The organism is Pseudomonas sp. GV105 (assembly GCF_003058185.1).
GTDB classification, from domain to species: Bacteria; Pseudomonadota; Gammaproteobacteria; order Pseudomonadales; family Pseudomonadaceae; genus Aquipseudomonas; species Aquipseudomonas veronii.
The window spans coordinates 1-21,085 of record NZ_QBUF01000012.1 but is presented as its reverse complement, the minus strand read 5'-3'; the positions used below and the strand labels follow the sequence as shown (position 1 = coordinate 21,085).

The following is a 21,085-nucleotide window of genomic DNA, read 5'->3' as shown; positions in this document are numbered from 1 at the left end:
GAGTGCAACCCGCCCCCCTAAACGCCGACCGCCCTGTTAAGGACGGCCGTCGTGGGTTATCTGCAAGCCGTTGAGCACACGCAAAAAACCTCAGCCTGTATTGCGCAAGCCGGCGGCGATACCGGCCACGGACACCAGCAACGCCTGTTCCAGAGGGCTGTCCTGTGCCGCTTCCTGGCGACGCGAGCGCGCCAGCAATTCGGCCTGCAACAGGTGCAAGGGGTCGAGGTAGGTGTTGCGCAGGCGGATGAACTCCAGGGTGTCCGGGCTATGGGCCAGCAGTTGCGACTGGCCAGTCAGGCCAAGCACCACCTGGCAGGCCTGCGACAATAGGTCGCGTAAATGCGCGCCCAACGGCAACAGCTCGGGCTGCACCAGGCGCTCGTCATAGAGCCGCGCGATATCGGCATCGGCCTTGGCCAGCACCATTTCCAGCATATCGATGCGGGTGCGGAAGAACGGCCATTGCTCGCGCATCTGCCCCAGCAACTCGCCTTCCCCGCGCTCCAGCGCCTTGCTCAACGCCGCTTCCCAGCCGAGCCAGGCGGGCAGCATCAGTCGGGTCTGGGTCCAGCCGAAGATCCACGGGATCGCCCGCAGGCTTTCAATACCACCGGCACGGCGTTTGGCCGGGCGACTGCCCAAGGGCAGGCGCCCCAGCTCCTGCTCCGGGGTGGACTGGCGGAAATACTCGACGAATTGCGGATTTTCCCGCACCACCGCGCGGTAGGCGCTGACGCCGTCCGCTGCCAATTCATCCATCAAATGGCGCCAGTCCGGCTGCGGTGGTGGCGGCGGCAACAACGTCGCTTCCAACACCGCCGCCAGGTACAGATTGAGGTTCTGCTCGGCGATGTCCGGCAGGCCGAATTTGAAGCGGATCATTTCGCCTTGTTCAGTGGTGCGGAACCGCCCCGCCACCGAACCCGGCGGTTGCGACAGAATCGCCGCGTGGGCCGGGCCGCCGCCTCGTCCGACGGTGCCGCCGCGACCATGGAACAACAGCAGTTCCACCTGTTGCTCGCGACAGATATCCACCAGACGTTCCTGCGCCCGGTACTGCGCCCAGGCGGCGGCGGTGGTGCCGGCGTCCTTGGCCGAGTCCGAGTAGCCGATCATCACTTCCTGCGGGCCTTGCAGCCGTGCGCGGTAACCCGGCAGCAGCAACAGTTTTTCGATCACCGGGCCGGCGTTGTCCAGGTCGGCCAGAGTTTCAAACAGCGGCGCCACGCGCATCGGCCGTTGCACGCCCGACTCTTTGAGCAACAGTTGCACCGCCAGCACATCCGACGCGGCGCCGGCCATGGAAATGACATACGAGCCCAGGGACGCGGCCGGAGCGGCGGCGATTTCGCGGCAGGTGTTCAACACCTCGGCGGTATCCGCCGACGGCTTGAAATAGCCCGGTAGCAGCGGTCGACGATTGACCAGTTCCTTCATCAGGAAGCCGATACGCATCTCTTCGTTCCAGTCTTCGTAACGCCCCAGACCGAGGTAATCGGTGATTTCGGTCATCGCCGCGGTGTGGCGGCTGGCGTCCTGGCGCACATCCAGGCGCACCAGGAACAGGCCAAAGGTGACGGCGCGGCGCAGGCAATCGAGCAACGGACCATCGGCGATCACGCCCATGCCGCACTCATGCAGCGACTGGTAGCACAGCTCCAGCGGGTCCAGCAGGTCGCGGTTGTGTTGCAGCACATCCGCCGGTGCCGGGATGGTCGCGCTCAATGCGGCTTGGGCCCATTGGCGGGTCGCCCGCAGGCGATCACGCAGTTGCTTGAGCAGTACGCGATACGGCTCGACGCTGTCGCCGACCTTGGCCTGCAACGCCGGGCTGGCCTGCTGCATCGACAGCTCCGAGGCCAACTGATCGATATCGCGCAAGTACAGATCGGCCGCCATCCAGCGTGCCAGCAGCAAGACTTCGCGGGTGACCGGCGCGGTGACATTCGGGTTGCCGTCACGGTCGCCGCCCATCCACGAGGCGAAGCGAATCGGCGCCGCTTCCAAAGGCAGGCGCAGGCCGGTGGCGGCCTGCAACGCATGGTCGGCCTTGCGCAGGTAATTCGGGATCGCCTGCCATAACGAGTGCTCGATCACCGCGAAGCCCCATTTGGCTTCATCCACGGGCGTGGGCCGGGTACGGCGGATTTCCTCGGTGTGCCAGGCCTCGGCGATCAGCCGTTGCAGGCGCTCGCGGATCTGTTCGCGCTCGGCGGTGGTGAGGTCACGGTGATCCTTCAGCGCCAGTTGCGCGGCAATCGCGTCGTATTTCTGGATCAGGGTGCGACGGGCCACTTCGGTGGGGTGCGCGGTGAGGACCAGCTCGATCTCCAGGCGCCCCAATTGACGGGCCAGGGATTCATTGCTGTGGCCTTCGCGTTGCAGGCGCGCCAACAACTCCGGCAACACCCGCGATTCGAAAGGCGCCGGTTGCGACTCATCGCGCCGATGAATCAACTGATACTGCTCGGCGATGTTGGCCAGGTTGAGGAACTGGTTGAAGGCCCGGGCGACCGGCAACAGTTCGTTTTCCTGCAGTTGGTTCAGACTGGCGCTGAGTTCCTCGCCCGCCGCCTGATCGGCCACCGCGCCACGCCGGTCAGCCTTGGCGCCTTTGCGGATCTGCTCGATCTTGTCGAGAAAATCATCGCCGTACTGCTCTCGAATGGTGTTGCCCAACAGTTCACCCAGCAGGTGAACATCCTCACGCAAGCGTGCATCGATATCACTCATCAGCCAATCTCCAGCCAGAAATCCGGGACGCGCAGGCCTTCCAGAGTGCCGCCCGCGTCACTTTCTGACAAGGCCAAGCACAAACCACTTTAAACCTTGTGGCTTACAGCTAGTCTCATGAGTGAGTCGCCGCGTTTATCCACGCTGGCGGCTGGTCGCTCATCACCGCCCGTTACCCAGGGTTTTATTGAGGTTGCCATGAAAATTCGAGAACTGGCCCAGCATTGGGAAGAAAACGCCAAGGGTCGCCTGACCAAGACGGAGTACGCGATCCATCTGGACGTGGAATCCGCCGCCCGCCTGGCGGCCATCGCGGAGATGTACCCCAAGCGCCACCCCGAAGAATTGCTCGGCGAGCTGATCGGCGCCGCCCTCGAAGAGCTGGAAACCAGCTTTCCGTACATCAAGGGCCAGCATGTGATTGCCACCGACGAAGAGGGTGATCCGTTGTATGAAGACGTTGGCCCCACCCCGCGCTTCCTGACATTGTCGCGCCGCTATCTGCACGACATGTCGGCCGGCGCCGACGAACCGAAGCACTGATCAGCCGTTCTTAAACACCCTCCATCCCGCGTATTTCCGGGCCTCACAAGGGCCCGGCATACCTCTGCGCGCGGCAAAAGTTCAAGCCAAAAAGCGCTGACCGATCAGTCAGGTATTTTTTCAGGCCAATAGCCATCTTCTCTGAACTTTTGAAAAAAGCCGCAGGTCACAACCAGTAAGCCATCACTTGGAACGGCCGTTTGAATAGGCGTTTCGTGCTTTACCGCCGGGCCCGCAGCCGCTGACCAGTGCGATGGATTTTGATGTTTTTGAGGCGTTATCCAATGGAGTTGAAGACGATGAAGACCAGCACTGCCAAATCCACGTTTAACCACCTGCGCGGGCTCAAACTGGCCGCGTTGGCCATCGGCACTAGCTTCGTCCTGGCGGGCTGCGCTGGCAACCCACCGACCGAGCAATACGCGGTGACTCAGTCTGCGGTCAACAGCGCAGTCAGCGCCGGCGGCACCGAGTTCGCCGCCGTGGAAATGAAGTCGGCCCAGGACAAGCTCAAGCAAGCCGAAATTGCCATGCACGACAAAAACTATGACGAAGCCCGTCGCCTGGCCGAGCAAGCCGAATGGGACGCCCGCGTCGCTGAGCGTAAAGCCCAGGCCGCCAAGGCTGAGCAGGCGGTGAAGGACTCGCAGAAAGCGGTTGATGAACTGCGCAAGGAAGGCATGCGCCCGGCTGCTATCCAACAGAAATAAGCCGCCGCCCCTTGGCTGCATCGCACCTGATATCGAATTGAAAGGACGACACGACTATGCGCAAACAATTGATGATCCCTGCCCTGCTGGCGATGAGCGTTGCTCTGGCAGCATGCTCCACTCCGCCGAACGCGAACCTGGAAAATGCACGGACCAACTTCTCGGCCCTGCAGTCCAACCCGCAAGCCACCAAAGTGGCGGCCCTGGAAACCAAGGACGCCAGCGAATGGCTGGACAAGGCTGACAAGGCTTACCGCGACAAGGAAGACCAGAAGAAAGTCGACCAATTGGCCTACCTGACCAACCAGCGCGTTGAAGTGGCCAAAGACACCATCGCGCTGCGCGAATCCGAAGCCAAACTGAAAAACGCCGGTGACGAGCGCGCCCGCGCCTTGCTCGATGCCCGCGATGCGCAGATCAAGCAACTGCAAGACAGCCTGAACGCCAAGCAGACCGAGCGTGGCACCCTGGTGACCTTTGGTGACGTGCTGTTTGCCACCAACAAGTCCGACCTGAAGTCCAACGGCCTGGTCAACATCACCAAACTGGCGCAGTTCCTGCGCGATAACCCGGACCGTAAAGTGATCGTCGAAGGCTACACCGACAGCACCGGTTCCGACTCGTACAACCAGAGCCTGTCCGAGCGCCGTGCGGCCTCCGTACAGCGCGCACTGGCCCAGCAAGGCGTGGACATTTCGCGCATCGTGACCCAGGGCTATGGCAAGGAATACCCGGTGGCCGATAACGGCAGCGTTTCCGGGCGCGCCATGAACCGCCGCGTTGAAGTGACCATCTCCAACGACAACCAGCCGGTCAAGCCACGTTCGTCCGTCGCTTACTGATCGATGCTGGAAAAAAACCCACCTGAACGGTGGGTTTTTTTTGCCTGTCAGGCGCCGATCTTACGACCGTTGTCGCTGTCCGGCATCATCGCTTCCATGCCTTGGCGCCCGGCCATCATCTTCTTCAGTTTCTCCATATCCAGTTGATCGCCGGAACCGCCAGAGCCCGAGGAATCGCCACCGCCCTGAGCACCGCCACTGCCCTGAGCACCGCCACCGCCTTGAGCACCGCCACCGCCCTGAGCACCGTTGCTGCCTTCCAGTTTCTCCAGAAGCTTCTTGATCAGCTCGGCCCCCATCTTACCCGGCTGCTGCCCAACCTCTTGCAAGCCCCCCTGATCAAGGCTGTTCTGCCCATTGACCATGCCCATTGCTCTATCGAGTGCACTGATAGCCATACCGCTCTCCCGGATTTTTTCGTAAGGATTGTTATCAGCAACGCTGACAAGCCAATCAGTGGCGTCTTACGCAAAACGGTTCCAGAAATTTCAGGCCGGGCGGTACTGCGCGCAACGGTTTATTGCTGCAACTGTGGGGTTTCCTGACCGACGCAACGCACGGCCTGCTTTTTGTTGTTCACCAGCACACCGCTGAGGCCTTTTTGCTCGGTATCGAACATCACCAGCACGCCATCGACGCATTGCGCCACTTGCGCCGCCGGGGTCAGGGAGATCTTGTAGTCCTCGCCGGGCACGGTCTTGAGCATGGTGAAGTCGCTGAGCAGCAACGCGTCTTCCGGTTTGGCGAAATGCAGGTAGCCATAAAACCACAGGCAGCCGACGGTGCCGATGATGGTGCCGATACCGGTGAGGATCAGCGGGATCATGTTGCGTTCTTCGCTCATTGCGGGCTCTCTGATGAGTCAACTTTAGGAATAGGGTAATTCGGAATCTCGCCTAGGCGACGCAGGCCGTTGAAGTGTTGCGGGTCGTCCAGATAACGCAGCATCACAGTTTGCCAGGTCTTGTCGGCAAAGGTCTGCACATGGCCGCCGCGGGTCAGTTGCAACACCCTGGGTGCAGGCGCGGCCTGATACAAGCGGATGCCATTGGACAGCGGTACGATCGGGTCATCGAGGCTGTGGAACAGCAGTTTCGGGACTCCGCTCAACTGGGGCATGCCATTGATCGCACTGTCGGCGTCGGGCACCAGCCAAGACAAGGGCACCTGAAACGGCCATGTTAACCAGGAGGTGCTCAGGGCGAATTGTCCTACATCACGATAACTGGCGGGCACGCCGTCCAGCACCAGGGCCTTGAGGTGGGTCTGCCGCTCGGGGTGGGCCGCCAGGTAATGCACGGCCAGCGCGCCGCCCAGGCTTTGGCCGAGGACGATCAACGGCTGGCCCTGGGTTTCGGGCGCCTTGTCGATCCAGCTGAAAGCCGCGTCGACGTCCTGATAGATCGCCGGCAGCGACGGCTTGCCTTGCGACAGCCCATAGCCGCGATAGTCCAGCAACAGCACTTGATAGCCCTGCTCCGGCAACCACCAACTGCCGCCCAGGTGCCAGGCCAGGTTGCCGCCGTTGCCGTGCAGGTGCAGCACCGTGCCCTTGAGCGGCACTCCCGGCTTGGCCGGCAGCCACCAGGCATGCAGCTTGACGCCATCGGCGGTGGTGAGCGTGACGTCGCGATACGCCAGGTGCGCCTTTTGCGGCGTGAACGGCAAGCCGGGCTCCGGGTAGAACAGCAGGGAGCTGCAGCCGTTCAGTGTGAGTAACAGGCAAAGAATGCCGAGGATTCTCATCCGTTGAAGCCTCGCTGATAGTCGAAATGTTCAGGCGTGTGCAGATCCAACAAGGTGGGAGCACGCCCCCTCCCACCTTGTTGGACCGGTTGGGTCAGTTCAGCCTTTACAGGATGTTGGAGTAATCCGCCTCGATCCGATCCAGGCTCAAATGGTTGAGGAAGTTGGAGAAACACATCCACGCCGCCAGGGCGTTCATGTCGCGGAACTGCTCCGGCAGGTATTTGGGCGGCACCACCAGGCCTTCGTCGATCAGTTGGCGCAGGGTACGCATGTCTTCCAGGGTGGTCTTGCCGCAGAACAGCAACGGCACTTGTTCCAGCTTGCCTTTGCGCACGGCCAGCTGGATGTAGTTGTAGACCATGATAAAGCCCTTGAGGTAGGACAAATCCTTGGTAAACGGCAGACCGTTCGGCACCGAGCCGCGAAACACCCGGCTGGCGTTGCCGTAGCTCTCGGCCATTTCAAAACCTTGCTCGCGGAAGAACTCGAACACCTGCAGGAAATCGGCGCCCTCTTCCACCATGTGGATGGCACGGGTGCGGTTGGTCAGCTTGCGCAAGCGACTCGGGTAGGAGGCGAAGGTGATGATTTCCATCAGGATCGCCAGGCCTTCCTGGGTCACGGTCGACGATGGCGGGCCCTTGGACAGGAAGGTGCAGATCGGCTGGTTCAGGCCGTTGAGGGTGGTGCCCACATGCACCAGGCCTTCATGCACTTCGAGGGCGCGCACGTCGCGCTCGTTGAACATCGCATCGGCGCGGATCTTGATGTAGTCGGCCCCCGCCGCTGCGTCGGCGACGATGCCGTCGGACTCGAACACGCGGATGGTTTCCTCGGCCTCGCCAAACACCTTGTTCAGACGGGTTTGCAGCAGGCTGACCGCGTCCTTGGCGGTGAGGGTCTTGGCCTCGTCCTTCAGGTCGCCACGCACGTCGATATTGTTCAGGTAGTCGGAGAGCATCAGGCCGAGGTCGGCCAGGGTCGGGTCGCCGGCATGGAAGGCATCGGAGGCGGCGCCGTAGAGTTCCTGGGAAATCAGGCCGAAATCCTCGGTGCCGCGCGCTTCGAGCATACGCACCACCATGCGGTACTCCCGGCACATGCGGCGCATGATCTGCCCCACGGGGCTGAACTGGCCGAGGCGGCGGGTGATGTCGCGCTCGATGTTCTGAAACTCCAGCTTCACCGCGCTCGAATCGAACGACAGCGGCCGGTTCAGGTAGTAATCGCGGTCTACCGCGGGCATTGCCTTGCCCTTGGCCTTGAGGAAGCCTTGGCGAATGTTGTCGTCCCATTTCACTGCGTCGAGGACGCGGATCGGTGTTTGCGCCAGCACAATGCGATCGGACAAACTGCGTATCGTCTGCTGGTAATCGTCCACCCGGTACTTCCTCTTTAAACGTTATTTATCCGCACGCCGGTAGCGCGCAGCTTCAACGAACACATCGGCATTGGCCGGGTCATCCAGGTAGGCAAACACCTGGTCCATCGGGCTGTCGACCAGTACACCGGGGCCTTCCATGGTGTCCACGGTGCTGCCGTGCAACGACCGCTGCCCGATGGCCTGGTGAATTTGCTCGAGGTCGAGGTTATAGACCACCAATTCGTGCGTTTCGTCGAGTTCGAACCCCGCCAGGACGTAATGCCCACCGAGTTTGCCCGGCAACGGCGCCGACAGATACCAGCGATTGCCATGGCGCGAGACGCTGAACACGTACTCATCACGCTGGCCGGGCTTGGCCTGAGGGTAGCTCACGGCTTTGTAGCGGTGTTTGCCGGCGCGGCTGATCTGCAGGTTGAGCGGCTCGCCCCAGGCATTCTTGCTCGTCCATTGGCCCACCAGCGCAGCGGGCGCCGCCTCGCTGGCCGGCAGCGGTTCCTTGAAGGTCACCAGGCAACCGCTGAGGAAGAGGAACGACAAGGCGACGACCGCGACACGCCAGGCTTTCATTGGACACTCCCGGTGTCAGACCGAGGCCAACACCAAATGCATGTAACGCTTGAGGATCTCAAGCATGTCGTCAGCGCTCAGCGGTTCCGCGCCGTCCAGCAGGCCCTGATATTCCATCCGACCGATAATCGCCGTCAACACTTTGGCATCCTGTTGCGGCTCGCGCGAGCCCAATACCTGGAAAAACTGCCCGGTGCCCTGCAACAGAATCTGTTGGTGAGAACGCACCAGCTCGGCCAGGCGCGGGTTGAGCAAGGCTTCCTGGCGAAAGGCCTGTTCGGCCATCAAGTACTCGCGACGATTGCTCAATTGGCGCTGCACGTAATCGGCGGTCAACCGCGCAATGTCATCGGCCAGTTGCGAACGCGACTCCGGGCTGCCATCGCCATACGCGACCATCTCGCGCAACAAACCTTCGTTACGCACCCACAGCTTGCCCATGAATGCGGCGCTGCGCTCGACGTATTGGGCGAAGGTATCGGTGAGCAGGTCATCGATGTCCTTGAAGTAATAGGTGGTCGCCGACAGGGGCACCCCAGCTTCCGCCGCCACGGCACGGTGACGCACGGCTCGCACGCCATCACGCACCACGATCCGCATGGCGGCATCGAGAATATCTTGCCTGCGTTGCTCGCTGCCCCGACGACTGGCCTTGCGGCCCTGGTACTGGACACTTTCAGCCACGGCAGCGGCAATGCCAGCGGCTCCTTCCTGAGCGATTACGCGGTTCACGACACACATCCTTGAAAAGATCAAAACCTGGCGCTGTTTGCTTGACGCTTATTTACGCCACATAAAAAAGCCGCCTTATAAAAGGCGGCTTCGGATTTCGCTACGGTTACGCTTGTGGCCGCATATGCGGGAACAAGATCACGTCGCGGATCGACGGCGAGTTGGTCAGCAACATCACCAGGCGGTCGATGCCGATGCCTTCGCCCGCGGTCGGCGGCATGCCGTACTCCAGGGCGCGCACGAAGTCGGCGTCGTAGTGCATGGCTTCGTCGTCGCCGGCGTCCTTGTCGGCCACCTGGGCCATGAAGCGCTCGGCCTGGTCTTCCGCGTCGTTGAGCTCGGAGTAGGCGTTGGCGATTTCGCGGCCGCCGATGAACAGTTCGAAACGGTCGGTGACGTTCGGGTTGTCATCGTTGCGACGGGCCAGCGGCGACACTTCGAACGGGTACTGGGTAATGAAGTGCGGCTGTTCCAGCTTGTGCTCCACCAGCTCTTCGAAAATCATCACCTGCAGCTTGCCCAGGCCTTCGAAGCCCAGCACCTTGGCGCCGGCTTTCTTGGCGATGGCGCGGGCCTTGTCGATGTCGGTCAGGTCGTCGGCAGTCAACTCGGGGTTGTACTTGAGGATCGAGTCGAACACCGACAGCCGCACGAACGGCTCGCCGAAATGGAACACCTTGTCGCCATACGGCACGTCGGTGCTGCCCAGGACCAGTTGCGCCAGTTCGCGGAACAGTTCTTCGGTCAGGTCCATGTTGTCTTCGTAGTCGGCGTAGGCCTGGTAGAACTCCAACATGGTGAACTCAGGGTTGTGCCGGGTCGAGACGCCTTCGTTGCGGAAGTTGCGGTTGATCTCGAAGACTTTTTCGAAGCCGCCGACCACGAGGCGCTTGAGGTACAGCTCCGGCGCGATCCGCAGGAACATTTCCATGTCCAGCGCGTTGTGGTGGGTTTCGAACGGCTTGGCTGCGGCACCCCCGGGGATGGTCTGCAGCATCGGCGTTTCCACTTCCAGGAAGTCACGCTTCATCAGGAAGGCGCGGGTGTGGGCAATCACTTGCGAACGCACGCGGAAGGTGTGGCGCACGTCTTCGTTGACGATCAGGTCAACGTAGCGCTGGCGATAACGCTGCTCGGTGTCGGACAGGCCGTGGTGCTTGTCCGGCAGCGGGCGCAGGGATTTGGTCAGCAGGCGCACGCTGGTCATTTCAACGTACAGGTCGCCCTTGCCGGAACGGGCCAGGGTGCCTTCGGCGGCGATGATGTCGCCCAGGTCCCAGGTCTTCACGGCGGCCAGGGTTTCTTCCGGCAGGGTCTTGCGGTTGACGTAGACCTGGATGCGCCCGGACATGTCCTGGATCACCATGAACGAGCCACGGTTGAGCATGATGCGACCTGCCACCTTGACCGGGATCGCAGCCTCTGCCAGCTCTTCCTTGGTCTTGTCCGCGTACTGTTTCTGCAAGTCTTCGCAGTAGGCATCGCGGCGGAAGTCGTTGGGGAAGGCATTGCCCTTGGCGCGCTCGGCAGCAAGCTTTTCCTTGCGCAGGGCGATCAGGGAGTTTTCTTCCTGTTGCAGGGCTTGCGGGTCGAGTTGTTGGTCGCTCATGTCTTTAAATTTTCCATCACAGGTTCGTTGCCCCCGCCACTGACGGGGGACTTGAGGTCGGGCTGGCGGTTTACAGCCCCGATTTCAGGCTGGCTTCCAGGTATTCGTCGATGTCGCCGTCGAGCACCTTGTCGCAGTCGCTGCGTTCGATGTTAGTGCGCAGATCCTTGATCCGCGACGCGTCCAGAACATAGGAACGGATCTGGTGACCCCAGCCGATATCCGACTTGGTGTCTTCCAGCGCCTGGGAAGCGGCGTTGCGCTTCTGCATTTCCTGCTCGTACAACTTGGCCCGCAGCATTTTCATGGCGGTGTCCTTGTTCGCGTGCTGGGAACGTTCGTTCTGGCAACTGACCACGGTGTTGGTCGGCACGTGGGTGATACGTACCGCCGAGTCGGTGGTGTTTACGTGCTGGCCACCGGCACCGGAGGAGCGATAGGTGTCGATCCGCAGGTCGGCCGGGTTGATCTCGATTTCCACCTTGTCGTCGATCTCGGGCGAGACGAACACCGCGCAGAACGAGGTGTGGCGGCGATTGCCGGAGTCGAACGGGCTCTTGCGCACCAGGCGATGCACACCGATCTCGGTACGCAGCCAGCCGAAGGCGTATTCACCCTTGATGTGAACGGTGGCGCCTTTGATGCCGGCGACTTCACCGGCCGACAGCTCCATGATGGTCGCGTCGAAACCGCGTTTGTCGGCCCAGCGCAGGTACATGCGCAGCAGGATGTTGGCCCAGTCCTGGGCTTCGGTGCCGCCGGAACCGGCCTGGATGTCCAGGTAGGCGTTGTTCGGGTCCATTTCGTGGCTGAACATGCGGCGGAATTCAAGCTTGGCGAGGTTTTCCTCGAGACGGGCCAGCTCGGCGACGACATCGCCTACCGCGCCTTCGTCGTTTTCTTCGACAGCCATGTCCAGCAGGTCGCGGCAATCGGCCAGACCGGTGTTCAGTTCGTCGAGGGTGTCGACGATCTGCGCCAGCGCTGCGCGCTCGCGGCCCAATTCCTGGGCGTATTCGGGTTTGTTCCAGACACTCGGATCTTCAAGCTCGCGATTGACTTCGGTCAGACGCTCATGCTTTTGATCGTAGTCAAAGATACCCCCGAATAGTTTCGGAGCGCTCGGACAGGTCCTTGATGGTGTTAAGGATCGGGTTGATTTCCATGGCGGGCAGCACTCGTTGGCGAACTTTTGAAAGCCGACGAGTATAACGACAAACGTGCGCAAACGGCAGTCCGCTTGGCGAAAAGGCAGGTTCAAGAACAGTGAATATCCACTGTGAGAGGGGGCTTGCCCCCGATGGCGGTGTGTCAGCCCTACACCCGGTGACTGTCACACCGCCATCGGGGGGCAAGCCAAGTCGTCGCGCCGCCCCTCGCACATGTGGACCTGCACTGGCCTCGGGTCACTCGATACCGACTTGATTGCGCCCGTTGTTCTTGGCCGTATACAGCCCCTTGTCCGCCGCCATGATCAACTGGCGGCAATCGGTGCCTTGCACCGGCGTCATGGTCGACAGGCCGATGCTGATGGTCAGGCTCGCGCCCTCGGCCGGAGCGATGTGCGGGATTTTCAGGGCGGCGACGGCCATGCGCAGTTTTTCGGCGACCAGCCGTGCGCCACCCGGCGAAGTGCTCGGCAGCACCAGGGCGAACTCTTCGCCGCCGTAGCGCGCCGGCAGGTCCGAAGGCCGGCTGCTGGCTTCACGGATGCTGGCGGCAACCTTGCGCAGGGCTTCGTCGCCTTCAACGTGGCCGAAGCTGTCGTTGTAGGTCTTGAAGAAGTCCACGTCGATCATCAGCAGCGACAATTGGGTCTGGTCCCGCATGGCGCGGCGCCATTCCAGTTCCAGGTATTCGTCGAAATGCCGGCGGTTGGACAGCCCGGTGAGGCCGTCGGAGTTCATCAGCCGTTGCAGTACCAGATTGGTGTCCAACAGTTGCTGCTGGCTGACGCGCAGCGCGCGATAGGCCGCATCACGCTGCAACAGGGTCATATAGGAGCGCGAGTGATAGCGGATACGCGCCACCAGTTCGATGTTGTCCGGCAGCTTGACCAGATAATCATTGGCGCCGGCCGAAAACGCCGCGCTTTTGATCAGAGGGTCTTCCTTGGTGGAGAGCACAATGATCGGGATGTTCTGCGTGGCCGGGTGGTTGCGGTATTCGCGCACCAGCGTCAGGCCATCCAGGCCGGGCATCACCAGGTCCTGCAGAATCACCGTGGGTTTGATGCGGATCGCCTGGGCGATGGCCTGGTGCGGGTCGGCGCAAAAGTGGAAGTCGATGTTTTCTTCATGAGCCAGGCCACGCCGCACGGCTTCGCCGATCATGGCCTGGTCGTCGACCAGCAACACCATGGCGGCATTTTCGTCGGTCTTGATGCCGTCGATCTGTAAATCATTCATCTGCAATCACCTGAATTACTGCCCGCAAACCAGCACCACCGGGGATATTGATCATTTTGCAAATACCTCCAGCAGTCGGGGCGCAATTCTGTCCAGTGGGCGAATTTCAACAGCAGCGTCAATCGCCGCCGCCGCTTTGGGCATGCCATACACCGCCGAACTCTGCTGGTCCTGGGCGATGGTCAGATATCCTTGTTCCCGCATTAATTTGAGCCCCTGGGCTCCGTCGCGGCCCATGCCGGTCAGCAGCACGCCGACGGCATCACCATTCCAGTGGCTGGCCACACTTTCGAAAAACACATCGATGGACGGCCGGTAAATCTCGTTCACCGGCTCGGCTGTATAGGCTAGCGTGCCATTTTTCAACAGACGAATGTGGTGATTGGTGCCGGCCAGCAGCACGACCCCGCTTTGTGGCGGCTCCCCTTCGCGGGCCAGGCGCACCGGCAGGCCGGAGGCGCTGCTCAGCCACTCGGCCATGCCGGCGGCGAACACCTGGTCAACATGCTGCACCAGCACGATGGCGGCGGGAAAGTCCCGGGGCAGGCCCTTGAGCAGGACTTCCAGGGCCGCCGGGCCGCCGGCCGAAGAACCGATCGCCACCAGGCTCTGGCGTTTGCCGGTGCTGCGCGGCGGCGCGGTTTCGGCGCGCACACGGCTGCCGCGCTGGCCGATCAGCCAGCCAATATTGAGGATCTTGCGCAATAACGGCGCGGCGGCGTCCTTGGGATTACCGACGCCCAGGGCCGGCGTATCCACCACATCCAGGGCGCCATGGCCCATGGCTTCGAACACCCGGCTGACATTAGCCTGGCGGTCGACGGTGACGATCACAATCGCGCACGGGCTCTCGGCCATGATCCGCCGGGTGGCTTCCACGCCGTCCATCACCGGCATAATCAGGTCCATCAGGATCAGGTCCGGGGTCAATTCGGCGCAACGCTGCACCGCTTCCAGGCCATTACTGGCTACCCACACCACCTGGTGCGCGGGCTCGAAGCTCACGGCGCGGCGTAACGCCTCCACGGCCATGGGCATGTCATTGACGATTGCAATCCTCATGCCCGCGCGCCTCCGATCAGTTCCACTACGGCATCAAGGAGGGCGTCATCGTGGAAACTGGCTTTGGCCAGATAGTAATCGGCGCCGGCGTCGAGTCCACGGCGTCGGTCTTCTTCGCGGTCCTTGTAGGACACCACCATCACCGGCAACGATTGCAGGCGAGCATCCCGGCGCAAGAGTGTGACCAATTCGATCCCGTCCATACGAGGCATATCAATGTCAGTGATGAGCAGGTCGAAGTCCTCGGAACGCAAGGCGTTCCAGCCGTCCATGCCATCGACGGCGACGGCCACTTCATAACCGCGGTTAAGCAGCAATTTACGCTGCAATTCACGCACGGTGAGCGAATCGTCCACCACCAGCACGCGTTTGCGCGGGGCTTCGGTGGTCTGCTGGCTGCGCCGGGCGATACGCTCCAGGCGGCCGGTATTGAGCAGCTTGTCCACCGAGCGCAGCATATCTTCGACGTCGACGATCAACACCACCGAGCCATCGTCCAGCAACGCCCCAGCGGAAATATCCTGGACCTTGCCCAACCGATCATCCAGCGGCAGCACCACCAACGTGCGTTCGCCGATAAAACGCTCCACGGCAATGCCATACACCGCATCGCGCTCGCGGATCACCACCACCTTCAACGTCTCGTCATTACCTTGCCCCGGCGGGCGCTGCAACAGTTGGCTGGCGGCGACCAGGCCGACATGCCGGCCTTCGTGCCAGAAATGCTGGCGGCCTTCGAGCTGCACAATGTCGTCGGGCGCCAGGTCGCACATGCGCTCGATATGCGCCAGCGGGAAGGCATAGGCTTCTTCGCCGACTTCCACCACCAGGCTGCGCACCACCGACAGGGTCAACGGCACTTCCAGATGGAAACGGCTGCCCTGCCCCGCCGCTTGCTCCAGCACCACCGCGCCGCGCAGTTGGCGGACCATATGCTGCACCGCATCCAGGCCGACGCCGCGCCCGGAGACTTCGGTGACCTTGTCGCGCAGGCTGAAGCCCGGCAGGAACAGGAACGTCAGCAACTCCTCCTCGCTGAGGTTCAAGGCGGTTTCCACCGTCGACAGATGCCGATCAACGATCGTGCCACGCAGGCGTTCGAGGTCGACGCCATTTCCGTCGTCGCTCAGTTCCAGCACCAGCAAACCGGCCTGGTGGGAGGCCCGCAAGCGGATCAAGCCTTCGGCCGGCTTGCCCGCCAGCAGGCGTTGTTCCGGCGTTTCGATGCCGTGGTCGACGGCATTGCGCAATAAGTGGGTGAGCGGCGCTTCGAGCTTCTCCAGCACATCGCGGTCGACCTGGGTCTTTTCGCCCTCGATCTCCAGGCGCACCTGCTTGCCCAGGCTGCGGCCGAGGTCGCGCACCATGCGGACCTGGCCGGCGAGCACATCGGCAAACGGGCGCATGCGGCAGGCCAGCGCGGTGTCGTAAAGCACCTGGGCGCGTTGCCCGGCCTGCCAGCCGAACTCATCGAGCTCAGCGGTTTTTTCCGCCAGCAGGGCTTGGGCTTCGCTCAGCAAGCGGCGGGCATCGGCCAGGGACTCCTGGGCTTCCAGGCTCAAGTCGAGGGTCTTGAGGTGACCATCGAGGTGGTCCAGCGCACGCACACCGTTACCCTGCACACGCTTGAGGCGTTGCAGGCTGGCCAGGTATGGCTTGAGTCGCTGGGTTTCGACCAGGGATTTGCTCGACAGGTCCAGCAGGCTGTTCAAACGCTCGGCGGTCACACGCAGTACGCGCTCGCCGCCTTCGGTCATGCGCTTGTTCTGACGCAGCGGTTCGCTGCCGAGGGACAGCGCAGGCTCGGGTTCGGCGGGCAGTGCTTCAATCAGCGGAGTGGGCGCTGGAGCAGGCGCAGTTGGCGGCGGCGCCACTTTGGCGGTGGGCGGCGACGGGTCGAGCAGGCGCTCCATCAAGGCCACATACGCCTCGACATCCGCCGGCCCCACGGTGTTGCCCGGCGTGGCGATACGCATCAGCAGGTCGGTGCCTTGCAACAGCGCGTCGATGTGTTCCGGCTGCAGATACAGGCGACTTTCCTGGGCGCTGACCAGGCAATCCTCCATGACATGGGACACGCTGACCCCGGCGTCCACCCCGACAATCCGCGCCGCGCCTTTGAGCGAGTGCGCGGCGCGCATGCAGGCTTCGAGCTGGTCGGCCTGGGTCGGGTTGCGCTCCAGGGCCAGCAGGCCCGCGCTCAGTATCTGGGTCTGGGCATCGGCTTCCAGGCTGAACAATTCCAGCAGCGAGGCATCGCGCATCTGGTCGGGGGTCATGTGAGGCTCCGGGTCACGGCAGACAGCAACTGAGCCTCGTCCAGCCAACGCAGGCTACGGCCCTTCCACTGCAACACGCCCTGAGTGAAGCGGCCGCTGGCCTGGGTGCCGGAGGCTGATGCCGCCGTCAAAGTACGCTCGTCGATGGCATGGATACCGTCGACTTCATCCACCGGCACCACCACCGGGCCATCCTGCGCGGCGATGATCAACATGCGCGGCATGATGCGCCCGCCCGGCGTGCCGTGGTTGATGACGTCCAGGCCCAACAGCTCGACCAGCGACAGGCACGCCACCAGCGCGCCGCGCACGTTCGCCACGCCAAGCAATGCGCGGGAACGTTGGTGCGGCAGGGAATGGATCGGGTGCAGGGTTGCCACTTCCACCAGGCATCGGGTGGCGATCCCCAGCCATTCTTCGCCGAGGCGGAATATCAGCAGGGAACGGGTGACGATGTCTTCGTTCGCCTGGGTATCGGCGACCGGACGATGATCGTCCTGCTGCAACGCATAGCGATCCAGCAAGCGGGTAGCGGCGGCGGAGTACACCGAGCAGTTGCGGCAGTGGATATGGTCCGCCAGCAACGGGCAGGACTTGTCGCCGTGAATGCCGATCCGGTTCCAGCAATCGTCGATGGCCTGGGTGTCGTCCATCGTCAGGGCCAGGCCCGCAGTGTCGAGCGCGTTGGGGCTACTCATGGTTTTTGCTCACTGTCAGCTCGCTACGCGCGGCCCGCGCCTGCAACCGACGCGCCGCCGCAATGTCGCCCTGGGCTTCGAGCAACGCGGCCAGCTGCATCAGGGCCTGCGGATGCTGCGGTTCCAGGTACAAGGCTTTTCGATAAAACCCCTGGGCGTCCAGGGCGTTGCCGGCCACATCGCTGAGCAGCCCCAACCAGTAAAACACCTGGGCGGCCGGCGGGTGTTGACTTAAATAACGCTCGCAGGCGGCACGGGCCTCGGCGCTTTTGCCTTCGTTGGCCAGGGTCGCGATCTGGCTGAGCAGGTCGCCGGCCTCCGACGCTGGCGCCTTGATCGGCACCACCTGGGCATTGAGCGTACTGAACGGTCGCGGCTTGGGCGGGACCGCTGCGATGCTGCGCCGAGGCGCGGGCGCGGGTATCGGCACGAATATCGGCTCAGGCTTGACTGGCTCGGTGTGCCGGCTGAATGCAAACGACTGCGGCACGCCGATCGAACGCATGCCATGACGCCCCAACAGGCTGCCTTCGGCCGGGCCGATAAACAGCACGCCGTCCACGTGGGTCAGGTTCTTGAGCACGTCGAACACTTGTTTTTGCGTGGGTTGGTCGAAATAGATCAGCAGGTTGCGGCAAAACACAAAGTCGTAGCTCGGCTCATTGGCGAGCAACCCCGGGTCGAGCAGGTTGCCGACTTGCAGGCGCACCTGTTCGCGCACGCGGTCGTCGATGCGATAACCATCGGCCTGCTCGGTGAAGTGGCGGTCGCGAAACTCAAGGTCGCCGCCGCGAAACGAGTTGCGGCCATACACGCCGCGCTGGGCACGCTCCACCGACAGCGGGCTGACGTCCATGCCCTGCACCTTGAACTGGTGCGGCGCCAGGCCGGCATCGAGCAAGGCCATGGCGATCGAATAGGGTTCTTCGCCGGTGGAACAGGGCAGGCTGAGGATGCGCAGCGCGCGCAACTGGTTGATCTCGGCCAGGCGCGCCTTGGCCAGACGGGCCAGGGTCGCAAAGGATTCGGGGTAACGGAAAAACCAGGTCTCGGGCACGATCACCGCTTCGATCAGCGCTTGCTGTTCGTCGTGGGAGTGCTGCAGGTGCTGCCAGTACTCATCCGCCGTGTGGGCCGCGACGGCCTGGCTGCGCTGGCGCACGGCGCGTTCGATGATGGCTTCGCCCACCGAGGCCACGTCCAGGCCAATGCGTTCCTTCAAGAAGGCAAAGAAGCGCGGGTCGTTGCTCATAGGCTCGGCTCGGCAGAAAACAGCAAGGCGCGCACTTCATCGGTGAGCATATCCGCGACGCCGATCCATTGCATCAAGCCCAAGGCATCTTCGCGCACCGGCCCCAGGTAGGGCGCCAGGGGATTGTCCAGGCCGTAGGGTTTGAACTCCGCCGGGTCGCAACGCAGGGTTTCGGTGGCCTGCTCCAGAATCAGTCCCAGCCAACGCGCCTCGAGCCAGGGCTCAGGTTTATAGTTGACCAGCACCAGCCGCGTGCTGGTCCGCGCCTGGGCCGGCTCGCCGAAGGTCAAGGCACTGAGGTCGATGACCGGCACCATCGCGCCACGATGGGCAAAGATACCCGCCACCCACAGCGGTGCATGGGCGATGGGTTTGAGCGGCAGGCGCGGCAGCACTTCGGCCACTTCGGTGGCCTTGAGGGCATACCGTTCGTGACCGATGTGGAACACCAGGAACAACGCCTTTTTCGCTGCCGGGACGACGCCGAGTTTAGCCGCGAGGTCGCTCATCAGACTTTGAAACGCGACACGCCGCTGCGCAGACCGACCGCAACCTGGCTCAGTTCATCAATGGCAAAGCTGGCCTGGCGCAAGGACTCCACCGTCTGGCTGCTGGCATCGCCCAATTGCACCAGCGCATGGTTGATCTGCTCGGCCCCGGTGGCCTGGGCCTGCATGCCTTCGTTGACCATCAACACCCGCGGCGCCAGGGCCTGGACCTGGTGGATGATCTGCGACAGTTGCTCGCCCACTTGCTGCACCTCGAACATGCCCCGGCGCACTTCTTCGGAGAACTTGTCCATGCCCATCACCCCGGCGGACACCGCCGACTGGATCTCGCGCACCATCTGCTCGATGTCGTAGGTGGCCACGGCGGTCTGGTCGGCCAGGCGGCGCACTTCAGTGGCCACCACGGCAAAACCGCGGCCGTACTCACCGGCCTTCTCGGCCTCGATGGCGGCGTTGAGGGACAACAGGTTGGTCTGGTCGGCAACCTTGACGATGGTCACCACCACCTGGTTGATGTTGCCGGCCTTCTCGTTAAGGATCGCCAGCTTGGCGTTGACCAGCTCAGCCGCACCCATCACCGAGTGCATGGTTTCTTCCATGCGCGCCAGGCCTTGCTGGCCGGAACCGGCGGCGACCGAGGCCTGGTCGGCGGCGGTGGAGACTTCGGTCATGGTACGGACCAGGTCCTTGGAAGTGGCGGCGATCTCCCGCGAAGTAGCGCCGATCTCGGTGGTAGTTGCCGCGGTTTCCGTGGCCGTGGCCTGTTGTTGCTTGGAGGTGGCGGCAATCTCGGTGACCGAGGTAGTCACCTGCACCGACGAACGCTGGGCCTGGGACACCAGGGCGGTCAGTTCGGTCATCATGTCGTTGAAGCCGGTTTCGACCGCGCCGAATTCGTCCTTGCGCTCCAGGTTCAAACGCTTGCTCAGGTCACCGGTACGCATAACGTCGAGGATCTCGACGATACGCTGCATCGGCGCCATGATTGCGCGCATCAACAGCAGACCGCACAGGCCAGCGGCGAAGATGGCGATGATCAGCGAAACCGCCATGCTGAGCTTGGCCGACAGCACCGACTCGTCGATGGCCGATGTGGCGCGGTCAGACACGCTCTTGTTTTCGGTGATGATGTCATTGAGCTTCATGCGCCCTTCGGTCCAGATCGGCGTCAATTGCTCTTCGACCAGCACGCTCGCACCCGGCAAATCATTGGCTTCAATGCGCGCCAGCACCTCGGCGAGGGCCTTGTTGTAGTTGATATGCGCCGCCTTGAAGTTATCGAACTCCATGCGATCAGCCTGGCTGTTGACGGTTTTTTCGTAATTGGCCATCTGCTGTTCAATACGCGCTTCGAAAGACTTGAAGTCCGTCTTATCGGCACTGGTGAGGGTTTTATCTGCGCGCAGGCCGATGATATCGATGGTCAGCAGATAGCTGTCGACCCATGCGCTGCGGATCATCGAACTGAGGTAAACCCCCGGTACCGCATCGTCCCGGACCGATTCCTGGCTGGCTTCGATCTTCAGCAACCGCGAGTAGGACACCACAACCATCAGCAGCATGATCGCGACAATGACCGCAAAGCTCGCCAAAATCCGCTGGCGCAAGGTCCAATTCTTCACAGTGTTTCCTCGAAGAGCCATTCAAATGGGGGGGAGTATAGCTGAGCACAAGCCTTCATTTATCAATGGGTTTCGACGTGGTGCCCACAGAATGCAAAAACATCCCGAAGGGTAATTACAGAACCAACCTACAAAAACCCGCGAAGCGTCCGACTACCGGGCTTTTCTCGCCGAGCCTAGCGTGCTGGTCCCTGCGAACAAAAGGACATCGCTGGCATGCGCCGCTATTTCATTACCCGAGGAGCCAAGACCACCGCTGGCGGGACCGTCGTCGGCGGTTTGACGGGTTTTCGCATCACCCAAGTGGACATCGCCCTTGAAGGTCATGAGGTGCGTTGCCCGATGTGCAAAACCACCGGAGTCATAGTCTGTGTTGGCCCGCG

Annotated in this window: 20 protein-coding genes; 4 read left to right on the top strand and 16 right to left on the bottom strand. The window is 62.3% G+C overall.

The window, feature by feature from the left end; all coding sequences use genetic code 11:
* Nucleotides 1-90 precede the first annotated feature (90 nt).
* Entirely contained in the window at nucleotides 91-2,736 is a 2,646-nt protein-coding gene (gene ppc / locus C8K66_RS22220) for a phosphoenolpyruvate carboxylase (protein ID WP_046384485.1), read from the bottom strand.
* A 198-nt stretch (nucleotides 2,737-2,934) separates the two neighbouring features.
* On the opposite strand from ppc, the gene C8K66_RS22215 reads away from it, so the two are divergent.
* The 3 genes from C8K66_RS22215 (at nucleotide 2,935) to C8K66_RS22205 (ending at nucleotide 4,831) form a co-directional block, all read left to right on the top strand.
* Nucleotides 2,935-3,279, top strand: coding sequence for a hypothetical protein (locus tag C8K66_RS22215; RefSeq protein WP_017844706.1), 345 nt, complete (start codon nucleotides 2,935-2,937; stop codon nucleotides 3,277-3,279).
* A 284-nt stretch (nucleotides 3,280-3,563) separates the two neighbouring features.
* Nucleotides 3,564-3,989, top strand: coding sequence for a DUF4398 domain-containing protein (locus tag C8K66_RS22210; RefSeq protein ID WP_026139763.1), 426 nt, complete (start codon nucleotides 3,564-3,566; stop codon nucleotides 3,987-3,989).
* Between the two features lie 56 nt (nucleotides 3,990-4,045).
* The gene (locus C8K66_RS22205; protein WP_017844704.1) at nucleotides 4,046-4,831 is read left to right on the top strand and encodes an OmpA family protein; all 786 of its coding nucleotides are present in this window, start codon (nucleotides 4,046-4,048) and stop codon (nucleotides 4,829-4,831) included.
* 47 nt (nucleotides 4,832-4,878) lie between these two features.
* Here the strand turns inward: C8K66_RS22205 and C8K66_RS22200 are convergent, their stop codons facing one another.
* The 15 genes from C8K66_RS22200 to C8K66_RS22130 form a co-directional block, all read right to left on the bottom strand.
* Nucleotides 4,879-5,229 (bottom strand): hypothetical protein, encoded by a 351-nt coding sequence (locus tag C8K66_RS22200; RefSeq protein WP_046384486.1) that lies wholly within the window; start codon nucleotides 5,227-5,229, stop codon nucleotides 4,879-4,881.
* Nucleotides 5,230-5,348: 119 nt separating this feature from the next.
* On the bottom strand, nucleotides 5,349-5,675 hold the full coding sequence (locus C8K66_RS22195; protein ID WP_017844702.1) for a hypothetical protein: 327 nt from the start codon (nucleotides 5,673-5,675) through the stop codon (nucleotides 5,349-5,351).
* Nucleotides 5,672-6,577, bottom strand: coding sequence for an alpha/beta hydrolase (locus C8K66_RS22190; RefSeq protein WP_108525947.1), 906 nt, complete (start codon nucleotides 6,575-6,577; stop codon nucleotides 5,672-5,674). Before C8K66_RS22190 ends, C8K66_RS22195 begins: the two co-directional genes overlap by 4 nt.
* A 106-nt stretch (nucleotides 6,578-6,683) precedes the next feature.
* Nucleotides 6,684-7,961, bottom strand: a complete 1,278-nt coding sequence (locus C8K66_RS22185; RefSeq protein ID WP_017844700.1) for a flavohemoglobin expression-modulating QEGLA motif protein — start codon at nucleotides 7,959-7,961, stop codon at nucleotides 6,684-6,686.
* Nucleotides 7,962-7,982: 21 nt separating this feature from the next.
* Nucleotides 7,983-8,531 (bottom strand): hypothetical protein, encoded by a 549-nt coding sequence (locus C8K66_RS22180; protein ID WP_108525945.1) that lies wholly within the window; start codon nucleotides 8,529-8,531, stop codon nucleotides 7,983-7,985.
* 15 nt (nucleotides 8,532-8,546) lie between these two features.
* Nucleotides 8,547-9,263, bottom strand: a complete 717-nt coding sequence (locus C8K66_RS22175; RefSeq protein WP_017844698.1) for a TetR/AcrR family transcriptional regulator — start codon at nucleotides 9,261-9,263, stop codon at nucleotides 8,547-8,549.
* A gap of 106 nt (nucleotides 9,264-9,369) precedes the next feature.
* Complete coding sequence (gene lysS / locus C8K66_RS22170; RefSeq protein WP_024073787.1) at nucleotides 9,370-10,872, bottom strand: lysine--tRNA ligase; 1,503 nt, start codon at nucleotides 10,870-10,872, stop codon at nucleotides 9,370-9,372.
* Nucleotides 10,873-10,942: 70 nt separating this feature from the next.
* A protein-coding gene (prfB, locus tag C8K66_RS22165) for a peptide chain release factor 2 (protein ID WP_098100956.1) occupies nucleotides 10,943-12,038 on the bottom strand; the annotation gives its coding sequence in 2 pieces (ribosomal slippage) (nucleotides 10,943-11,965 and nucleotides 11,967-12,038; 1,095 coding nt in all).
* A 240-nt stretch (nucleotides 12,039-12,278) separates the two neighbouring features.
* Nucleotides 12,279-13,280: a PleD family two-component system response regulator gene (locus C8K66_RS22160; RefSeq protein WP_046384488.1), complete on the bottom strand. Its 1,002-nt coding sequence runs from the start codon at nucleotides 13,278-13,280 to the stop codon at nucleotides 12,279-12,281.
* Nucleotides 13,281-13,331: 51 nt separating this feature from the next.
* Nucleotides 13,332-14,342, bottom strand: coding sequence for a chemotaxis response regulator protein-glutamate methylesterase (locus tag C8K66_RS22155; RefSeq protein WP_046384489.1), 1,011 nt, complete (start codon nucleotides 14,340-14,342; stop codon nucleotides 13,332-13,334).
* Nucleotides 14,339-16,621 carry a hybrid sensor histidine kinase/response regulator gene (locus tag C8K66_RS22150; protein ID WP_108525943.1) on the bottom strand — a complete coding sequence of 761 codons (2,283 nt, stop codon included), beginning with the start codon at nucleotides 16,619-16,621 and terminating at the stop codon, nucleotides 14,339-14,341. Before C8K66_RS22150 ends, C8K66_RS22155 begins: the two co-directional genes overlap by 4 nt.
* The gene (locus C8K66_RS22145; RefSeq protein ID WP_108525941.1) at nucleotides 16,618-17,319 is read right to left on the bottom strand and encodes a chemotaxis protein CheW; all 702 of its coding nucleotides are present in this window, start codon (nucleotides 17,317-17,319) and stop codon (nucleotides 16,618-16,620) included. The genes C8K66_RS22150 and C8K66_RS22145 overlap by 4 nt, the downstream gene beginning before the upstream one ends.
* The gene (locus C8K66_RS22140; RefSeq protein WP_057004708.1) at nucleotides 17,312-18,571 is read right to left on the bottom strand and encodes a protein-glutamate O-methyltransferase CheR; all 1,260 of its coding nucleotides are present in this window, start codon (nucleotides 18,569-18,571) and stop codon (nucleotides 17,312-17,314) included. Before C8K66_RS22140 ends, C8K66_RS22145 begins: the two co-directional genes overlap by 8 nt.
* A complete protein-coding gene (locus tag C8K66_RS22135) occupies nucleotides 18,568-19,080 on the bottom strand; it encodes a chemotaxis protein CheW (protein ID WP_057004707.1) in 513 nt (170 codons plus the stop codon). The genes C8K66_RS22140 and C8K66_RS22135 overlap by 4 nt, the downstream gene beginning before the upstream one ends.
* On the bottom strand, nucleotides 19,080-20,702 hold the full coding sequence (locus C8K66_RS22130) for a methyl-accepting chemotaxis protein (protein WP_108525939.1): 1,623 nt from the start codon (nucleotides 20,700-20,702) through the stop codon (nucleotides 19,080-19,082). The genes C8K66_RS22135 and C8K66_RS22130 overlap by 1 nt, the downstream gene beginning before the upstream one ends.
* A gap of 216 nt (nucleotides 20,703-20,918) precedes the next feature.
* On the opposite strand from C8K66_RS22130, the gene C8K66_RS31730 reads away from it, so the two are divergent.
* The coding region (locus tag C8K66_RS31730) for a PAAR domain-containing protein (protein WP_371928138.1) at nucleotides 20,919-21,085 on the top strand (167 nt) is incomplete at its 3' end.

Bases quoted from the DNA above. Each gene is read 5' to 3' on its own strand.
- ppc (WP_046384485.1), bottom strand. From the start codon at position 2,736: ATGAGTGATATCGATGCACGCTTGCGTGAGGATGTTCACCTGCTGGGT.
- C8K66_RS22215 (WP_017844706.1), top strand. From the start codon at position 2,935: ATGAAAATTCGAGAACTGGCCCAGCATTGGGAAGAAAACGCCAAGGGT.
- C8K66_RS22210 (WP_026139763.1), top strand. From the start codon at position 3,564: ATGGAGTTGAAGACGATGAAGACCAGCACTGCCAAATCCACGTTTAAC.
- C8K66_RS22205 (WP_017844704.1), top strand. From the start codon at position 4,046: ATGCGCAAACAATTGATGATCCCTGCCCTGCTGGCGATGAGCGTTGCT.
- C8K66_RS22200 (WP_046384486.1), bottom strand. From the start codon at position 5,229: ATGGCTATCAGTGCACTCGATAGAGCAATGGGCATGGTCAATGGGCAG.
- C8K66_RS22195 (WP_017844702.1), bottom strand. From the start codon at position 5,675: ATGAGCGAAGAACGCAACATGATCCCGCTGATCCTCACCGGTATCGGC.
- C8K66_RS22190 (WP_108525947.1), bottom strand. From the start codon at position 6,577: ATGAGAATCCTCGGCATTCTTTGCCTGTTACTCACACTGAACGGCTGC.
- C8K66_RS22180 (WP_108525945.1), bottom strand. From the start codon at position 8,531: ATGAAAGCCTGGCGTGTCGCGGTCGTCGCCTTGTCGTTCCTCTTCCTC.
- lysS (WP_024073787.1), bottom strand. From the start codon at position 10,872: ATGAGCGACCAACAACTCGACCCGCAAGCCCTGCAACAGGAAGAAAAC.
- C8K66_RS22160 (WP_046384488.1), bottom strand. From the start codon at position 13,280: ATGAATGATTTACAGATCGACGGCATCAAGACCGACGAAAATGCCGCC.
- C8K66_RS22155 (WP_046384489.1), bottom strand. From the start codon at position 14,342: ATGAGGATTGCAATCGTCAATGACATGCCCATGGCCGTGGAGGCGTTA.
- C8K66_RS22150 (WP_108525943.1), bottom strand. From the start codon at position 16,621: ATGACCCCCGACCAGATGCGCGATGCCTCGCTGCTGGAATTGTTCAGC.
- C8K66_RS22145 (WP_108525941.1), bottom strand. From the start codon at position 17,319: ATGAGTAGCCCCAACGCGCTCGACACTGCGGGCCTGGCCCTGACGATG.
- C8K66_RS22140 (WP_057004708.1), bottom strand. From the start codon at position 18,571: ATGAGCAACGACCCGCGCTTCTTTGCCTTCTTGAAGGAACGCATTGGC.
- C8K66_RS22135 (WP_057004707.1), bottom strand. From the start codon at position 19,080: ATGAGCGACCTCGCGGCTAAACTCGGCGTCGTCCCGGCAGCGAAAAAG.